The sequence below is a fragment of the bacterium genome, assembly GCA_016873475.1.
Lineage (GTDB): Bacteria > Krumholzibacteriota > Krumholzibacteriia > JACNKJ01 > JACNKJ01 > VGXI01.
The window spans coordinates 1-7,672 of record VGXI01000159.1 but is presented as its reverse complement, the minus strand read 5'-3'; the positions used below and the strand labels follow the sequence as shown (position 1 = coordinate 7,672).

4 protein-coding genes are annotated in these 7,672 nt (G+C 69.7%); 3 read left to right on the top strand and 1 reads right to left on the bottom strand.

Going from position 1 to position 7,672, the window contains the following annotated elements; all coding sequences use genetic code 11:
- Window positions 1-128: 128 nt before the first annotated feature.
- Window positions 129-1,037, bottom strand: coding sequence for a fumarylacetoacetate hydrolase family protein (locus tag FJ251_11800; GenBank protein MBM4118395.1), 909 nt, complete (start codon window positions 1,035-1,037; stop codon window positions 129-131).
- 64 nt (window positions 1,038-1,101) lie between these two features.
- Here FJ251_11800 and FJ251_11795 point away from each other — a divergent pair, with 64 nt between their 5' ends.
- The 3 genes from FJ251_11795 to FJ251_11785 form a co-directional block, all read left to right on the top strand.
- A complete protein-coding gene (locus tag FJ251_11795; protein MBM4118394.1) occupies window positions 1,102-3,387 on the top strand; it encodes a hypothetical protein in 2,286 nt (761 codons plus the stop codon).
- A 43-nt stretch (window positions 3,388-3,430) separates the two neighbouring features.
- Complete coding sequence (locus FJ251_11790) at window positions 3,431-5,683, top strand: hypothetical protein (protein ID MBM4118393.1); 2,253 nt, start codon at window positions 3,431-3,433, stop codon at window positions 5,681-5,683.
- A gap of 144 nt (window positions 5,684-5,827) precedes the next feature.
- Window positions 5,828-7,672, top strand: a 1,845-nt coding sequence (locus FJ251_11785; protein MBM4118392.1) for a hypothetical protein, incomplete at its 3' end; no start/stop codon positions are given.

Below are 7,672 nucleotides of genomic sequence, written 5' to 3'. Positions count from 1 at the left end.
AAAAGAGGACGCCGGCCCTGGGCATCAACCGCGGGCATCGACTCCGGTACGCCAGCTGAGACGATGGCCATCGGCAGCGGGCGAAGCCGAGCGAACCTGATTGACACAATTTCCGCGGCACAACCTTTTCATTGCACCTGAGCGCCGGCCCGCACCGGATTCTCCAGCGTCCCGATCCCGGCGATCGTGCAGCGAACGACGTCGCCCGCTTGCAGGAAGACCGGCGGCTGGCGCGCTTCACCCACGCCGGCCGGCGTGCCCGTGCTGATGATGTCGCCGGGTTCGAGCGTCATCGTCTGCGAGAGGTAGCTGATCAGGAAGGGAATGCGGAAGATCATCAGCCCCGTGTGGCTGGACTGCCTGAGCTCGCCGTTCACGCGGCACTCGATCGCGAGCGCGTGCGGGTCAGGGATCGCCTCCGGCGTCACGATCCAGGGCCCGCAGGGCCCGAAGCTGTCGAAGCCCTTCGCGCGCAGCCACTGCTTCTCGGCGCGCTGCGTGCGCCGCCCCGTGACGTCGTTCAGGATCGTGTAGCCGGCCACGCAGGCCATGGCCTCGGCCTCGCTCACGCGCCGCGCGCGGCGGCCGATCACCACCGCCAGCTCGGCCTCGTAGTCCACGCGATCCTCGATTGCCGGGTCCGGAAGTTCGATCGGCGCGCCCTGTCCGATGAGCGCGGTGCGGACCTTGGGAAAGAGCAGCGGCGCCTCGGGCGCGGCCACCCCCTGCTCGTCGGCGTGGGCCTGGTAGTTGCGGCCCAGGCAGATCACCTTGCCGGGGTCGGGGATCGGCGGCGCCCAGCCCGCGCGCTCCGGATCCACGATCGCCGCCGCCGGCCAATCGCCACTCGCCAGGACCGCGCGGACCTCGCCGAGCGCCCCGCCGGCGAAGATCCGCCGCCAGCTCGAAAAAAAACTTGGCCGCAAGCAGGCGAGGTCCAGAGCCTTCCCATCATCCAGCAGGACGGCGGGGCGTTCCTCGCCCGGTCTCCCGACGCTGAGCAGCCTGAGGCCATGGCATTCCCGATCCTGGTCGATAGTACCGCCGTCCTCTCACAACGCTGTTTCGGCTTTCAAGAATGCTCGCGCGGCCGCCGCGGTCATGTTAGAATTCTCCCTGCCACGACACTGGAGACATCGGCGCCCCGCTGCCGGGGCCGGCCTTGCACCTGGGATGACGATGCCGCGCTTCAGACACCCCATACTCATCCGCGAGCCGCTCGCCCTGCTGCTCTGCGTGCTGGCTGTTTCGCTGGCCGACGCCCAGCCCAGCTTCACGCCGCTGGACAGCGGGCAGTGGACCTTCAACAAGGATTGCATCGCCCGCGGCGACACGCTCGTGGCCGCGCTGACCTACGGCGTCCAGATCTGGGACGTCGGCGCGCCGAGCGCCCCCTTGCTCATGGGAGACTACTACTCCCAGGCGCGCAAGGCCATCCGGATCGATTGGCTGGAGAACCTCATCGCCGTCACGACCCAGGACGGCTGGCTCCAGATCGTCGACGCGAGCGAACCCGCGGCGCCGGCACTCGCCTCGAGCACGACCGGCTTCGGCGTCTCGGCTGATCCCCTGCTCCAGCGCCGCGGCGGCACGCGCTACGCCTTCGTTGCCGGCAGCACGGGCCTGAAGGCCCTCAGCCTGGCCAACCCCGCCGCGCCCGTCCTGCTCAGCACACTCACCGGTCTCGGCGGCAATCCACGCGGCATCGCCGCCCGCGGTGACACGCTTTTCGTCCTCGTCAGCGGCTACGGGCTGCGTGTCGTGAACACCGCCAATCCCAGCGCGCCGGTGATTCTCGACGGTGAGCCCCTCGGGGCGAGCCAGCTGCTCGAAGTGGCCGTGGCCGGCCCGCGCCTGGCCGTGGCCGCGCAGGCGGACGGCGTCTACCTCTTCGATGTCGCGAATGCCGCCAATCCGCAGCTCGTCACGCAGCTCAGCGTCAACCTCGGCGGGGGTGCGCTGGCTGTCAAGGGCGCGCGCGTCGCCGGCACTCAGCTCTTCTGCGCCGTCGACGCCACCGGCCTCGTCGTCTACGACATTGCGAACCTGGCCTCACCGCAGCTCCTCGGCACGGACGGCGGCGACTGGTACACCTTCGACGGCCTCGCGCTCGACGGCGAGCGCGCCTACCTCAACTACTGGGACGGCGCGGCGGCCGGCGTGCAGATCTTCGACATCGCGACGCCGGCGGCGCCCACCTGGCTGGGCAGCACCGAGGGCTTCGACTACTGCCGCAGCGTGGACATTCGCCACGATCCGGGCGGCGGCGATGTCGTCTTCACGGCGACGGGTCACATGGGGGTCTACGCGCACGAGCTCACGGGCGGCCAGCTCCAGCGCCGCGGGCAACTGCCGGTGCTCAACACCTGGGGCGTCACGGCGCGCGGCAGCCTGGTGTACATCGCTTCGGCGAGCGAGGGCTTCACGATCGGCGACTTCAGCGATCTCGACGCCCCCAGCGAGCTCGGCAGTCTGAGCCTCGGCCTCTGCCGCGAGGTGAAGGTCGGCGGCGATGTCGCCTACGTCGCCGTCTACGGCGAGGGCCTGGCGACGGTGGACATCAGCAACCCCGCACAGCCGCTGCTGCTCGACCAGGTGAGCGGCGGCTATCAGACCGTGGGCCTGGACGTGAGCGGTCAGATCGTGGCCACGGCAGACCGCAGCGCGGGGGTCAACCTCTGGAACGTGGGCGACCCGACCGACATCCAGTTCCTCGGCACGGCGATCGCGGGCGGCACCGCGGTGACCGACGTCGCCTTTCGCCGCGGCGACAACCTGCTCTACGCCGCGGCCGGCGCCGTCCGGGTGCTCGACTTCGCATACCCGCAGCTCCCGATCGAGGTGGGCAGCTTCAGCGCCGCCTCGCTGGGTCTTGCGCTCGGCCCCGACGGCTACCTCTATGTTGCCCGCAGCGGCGCCGGCGTGAGCGCCTTCTCCCTCGCGAACCCGCTCGCGCCGGTCTCGGTCGCCAGCTACGACACGGCCGACAACGCCATGGCCGTGGCGACGGCGCCCGGCCTGGCCTGCGTGGCGGACTACTCGGCGGTGATCGCCCTCCGCACGGGCGAGAGCACCGCGGCGCCCGCAACGCCGCTGCCGGCGGCGCTGGCCCTGGCCGCGCATCCGAATCCCTTCAATCCGCGCACGGAGCTGGTCTTCACGCTGCCGGCCGCGGGCCACCTGCGGGTGGAAATCTTCGACCTCGCCGGCCGGCGGCTCGTGCAGATCGCGGCCGGCGAGACGGCCGCCGGACCGCAGCGCCTGGCCTGGGACGGCAAGAACGAAGCCGGCCGTGCGCTGCCCAGCGGCATCTACCTGGCCCGCGTCGCCCTGACGAGCCGGGAGCAGACAGCCTTTGGCACCCACAAACTGGTCATGGTTCGCTAGACGCGGGCCGGGCCTGAGACAGCAGCACTGAGGAGACACGAAGATGGGTATCATACGAAGCAAGGACCTCTGCCTGCGGATCTTGGCGACGATGCTGTTCTCGGTGCTGGCGCTCCTGCCGGCAGCGGCGCTGCCGCTCGAGTACGTCGACAGCGCCCTCTGGACCCGCGATCGCGACTGCGAGGCGCGCGGCGATACCCTTCTCGTCACCCTCGAGTACGGGCTCCAGATCTGGGACCTGGGCGATCCCGCCCTGCCCGTCCTGCTCAGTGAGATCTACCTCGAAGGCCAGCGGGCTCGCAGCGTGGAGAGCTTCGGCGATCTCGCGGCGGTGACCACGAACATCGGCTCGCTCTACATCGTCGACATTGCCGATCCGGCCGCGCCCAGCGTGCTCGGGAGCGTACAGAGCGCTCTCGGCGGCACGCCCGACGTCGCCCTCGTCGAGCGCAACGGCACGCTGTTCGCCTACACGGCCGGCAAGACCAGCAACGGCCTGCGCGTGTACGATCTCAGCAACCCGGCGCTGCCGGCGCAGCGTGGCACGCTGAACGCCTCCGGGCTCGAGAGCCTCGCGTCGGCCGGCGACCTCGTCCTGGCGCTCTCGCAGGGTGGTCACCTGCGCAGCGTCGATGCCAGCGATCCCGATCATCTCGTGCAGCTCGATCTGCTCGATCTCGTGGCGCCGAGCTTCCAGAACGTGGCGCTCGTCGATACCATCGCCGTGGTGTCCGGCAACGGCGAGGGGTTCTTCGTGATCGACGTCTCCGACCCCGCCAACCTGGCGCTCATCGCCCAGGTGCGGCCAACGGTCAACGCCGTCTACGACAACCTCGAAGCCAAGGAAGTCATCCTCCACGGGGGCCTGCTCTACGTGGCGACAGACCTCGCCGGTCCTCTCGTCTACGACATGACGGACCCGGCCAATCCCGTGCTCGTTGGCTATGACGCCATCCTCGACAGCGGGCTGCCTGCGCCCTATGGCGAGTTCTTCGACGGCGACCTCGCCCCCGAGCGGAATCGGCTCTACCTCTGCAACTGGGACTACACGGATCCGGGCACCTTGATCTTCGACGTCACCGGCACCGAGCCCCTGTTCAGCGGCCGCGCCGCGACCACCGACTTCACCCGCTTTGCGGCCATGGGCGAGGATCTGCACGTAACCTGCAACGGCGAGTCCGGGCTCTACGGTTTCCATCTGGTCGGGGGGCAGCTCGAGCGCCGCGGCCGGATCGAGGTCCCCGAGATGTGGGGCGCGGAGGTCCACGGCAATCTGGTCTACGCGGCGTCGACGAGCGACGGTCTGCTCATCACGGACTGGACCGACGCGCTCAATCCGCAGATCATCGGCAGCCTGGAAAGCGTCGGCCAGGCGCGCTACGTCGTTGTGCGCGGCGACGTCGCCTACGTCGCCGCCTACGTGCAGGGTCTGAACACCGTCGACGTCAGCGATCCCGCGAATCCGGTGCTGCTCGACCGCGAGAACCCCAGCGGGATCAGCTCCGCGCGCCTGGACGTCGCGGGGAGTCTCGCCGCGACCGCCGATCTCAACGGCGGCGTCAACTTCTGGAACGTCGAGGATCCCGCGGACATCGTGCGCCTGGGCAACTACGACGTGCCCCAGAAGATCGTCGACGTGAAGCTCCACGGATACTACGCCTACGTGGCCGTGAGCGGCGACAGCATCCACGTCCTGAACATCAGCGATCCGTTGCTGCCGTTCAAAGTCAAGGAGGTGGGGCCCAAGAACCCCACGGGTTTCGATCTGATCGGCCGGCGGCTTCTCGTCAGCGCCGGGGCGGCGCCGGGTACCCCCCCGCAGCCAGGCGGTGTCTATGGCTACATGCTCAACGACCCGCTGAACCCGGAGTTCCTCTACAGCTACTTCACGACGGGCACGGCCCTGGCCGTGGCCAGCCGGGATGAGCTCCTGCTCGTCGCGGACGACTCGGCGGTGACCCTGCTCGGCCTGGGTTCGACGGGTGTGGGCGAGACGCCGCTGGCCGCGGCGCCGCCGCTCGTGGCCTGGCCGAATCCCTTCAATCCGCGCACGGACCTGCGCTTCAGCCTGGCGGCGACGGCCAGCGGCACGCTGGACGTTTTCGATGTCAGCGGCCGCCATCTGCGCCGGCTCGCCGAGGGCAACTTCGCCGCCGGCGAGCACCGGTTCGCCTGGGACGGCACCGACGAGGACGGGCGCGGCTTGCCCAGCGGCGTCTACTTCGCGCGTTTCGCCGGGGAGTCGGCCGCGGGCGGCGCCTTGACGGCCTCGCGCAAGCTGGTGCTCCTGCGCTAGGATCCGCGCCGGCACACGGTTTCCCGGAAGGCCCCGGCCCCAGCGGTCGGGGCTTTCCGCTTCCAGGCGCTCCCTCCCGGTGGCATACTGGTTGCAGCCCTTGGCCGATCGCAACCCACTCCTCACGCGCCCTCGGGAGCCGCCATGCGCAACGCCCTCCGCCTCGCCCTCGCCCTGCTGACGCTCGCCCCCTCCGTCTTCGCCGCACCGTTTCTCGAGTACCTGGACAGCGGCCAGTGGACCTTCAACCAGGACGTCGCCGTGCAGGGCACGCGCGCCGCGGTCAGCCTGAGCTACGGCCTGCAACTCTGGGAGCTGTCCGATCCGGCCGCGCCCCTCATGCTCGGGGACTACTATCTGGACGGGTACCGCGCCTGGGCCGTCGCCTGGGAGGGCGATCTCGTGGCGGTCACGAGCGCCGTCGGCCACCTCTATCTGATCGACGTCGGCGACCCCGAGCACCCGGTGCGCGTCGACCGCCTGCAAGGCCTTGGCAGCAACGCGGACCTCGCGCTCGTGCGCGACGGCGCCACCCGCTGGTGCTACTCGGCCGGGAACGCCACCAACGACTTCCAGATCCGGGACCTCACGAATCCCGCGGCCTCGGTGCTGCGCGGCGGCTTGAACCTGGCGGGGCAGCCCAATGGCATCGCCGTGCTGGGGGACATCGCTCTCATGTCCGCTCGCACCGTGGGCCTCTACGCGGTGAACGTGAGCAACCCGGACGCACCGCTGCTGGTCGATACGGAAACGCTGTCCGGCACGCATGGGGCCGTCGCCGCCGACGGCACGCGCGCCGCCGTCGGCTCGGGCGTTTCCGGCTTCACCCTCTTCGACGTGAGCAACCCGGCCAACCCCGTCAGGCGCGCCACGGTGAATCCGGCTGCCGGCGCCTGGAGCGGTCTCGACGTGAGGGAGGTGATCGTCCACGGGACGATGCTCTGGGCGATCTGCTTCGAAGTGGGTGCCCTCGCCTACGACATCAGCGATCTCGACAATCCGGTGCTGGTCGGCTATGACCCGCGCCTGGACATCACCCCCCCGCAGGCGCCGCCCTACTACTTCTTCAACGAGGGCGTCTATGCCGGCGGGCGCCTTTACCTGAGCTCGTGGAGCGGCTTCACGGCCGGTTGCATCGTGCTCGACGCCGCCTCCAGCGGTATGGACTACCTCGGCCGCGCGCTGGGCTTCGACTACGTGCGCGACGTCGACGAGGCGAACGGCTTCGTCTACGGCTGCACCGGTCAGATGGGCATCTTCGCGCACCAGCACGTCTCGCCCAATCAGTTCGTGCCGCGCGGACACTTCCACGTCGTTGAGAGCTGGGGGGTGAAGGCCTACGGCAGCACGGTCTACGTCGCCTCGACCACCGAGGGTCTCGTCGTCGGCGACTTCAGCGACCCGGACAACCCAGTGCGCCGCGACGACCTCGATCTGGGCCAGGGGCGGCAGCTGGTCGTCGAGGACGGCATCGCCTACGTAGCCGCCTATACCCAGGGTTTCCACACAGTGGATGTCACTGATCCCGACCATCTCGTCGCCCTCGATGCGGTGACCCGTCCCAACATGCGCGCCATCAACATCGACAAGGCGGGGAGTCTTGTCGTCACTTCAGACCAAGCCGACGGTATGAACCTCTGGAACGTCGCCGACCCCGCGGACATCCAGCACATCGCCAACTGGCCGACGCCGGGTCAGGCGCTCGACGTTGCGCTCAGCCCGGACGGCGCCTACGCCTACCTCGCGGTCGCCGGCCAGGGCGTGCAGGTGATCGACGTGAGCCCGCCGACCAGCCCCACCCTGGTCGCCACGCTCAGCGCGGGTGGCGTCACGGGGCTCCAGCTCGCCGACGGCTACCTGCACGTGAGCCGGGGCGAGGGCGGCGTGCGCAGCTTCCACCAGTCCGGCTCCCCGGCCGCTCCCGTGGAGCTGGCCAGCTTCGACACGACCCACAATGCCTGGAACGTCTGCGCTGGCATGCAGGACGGC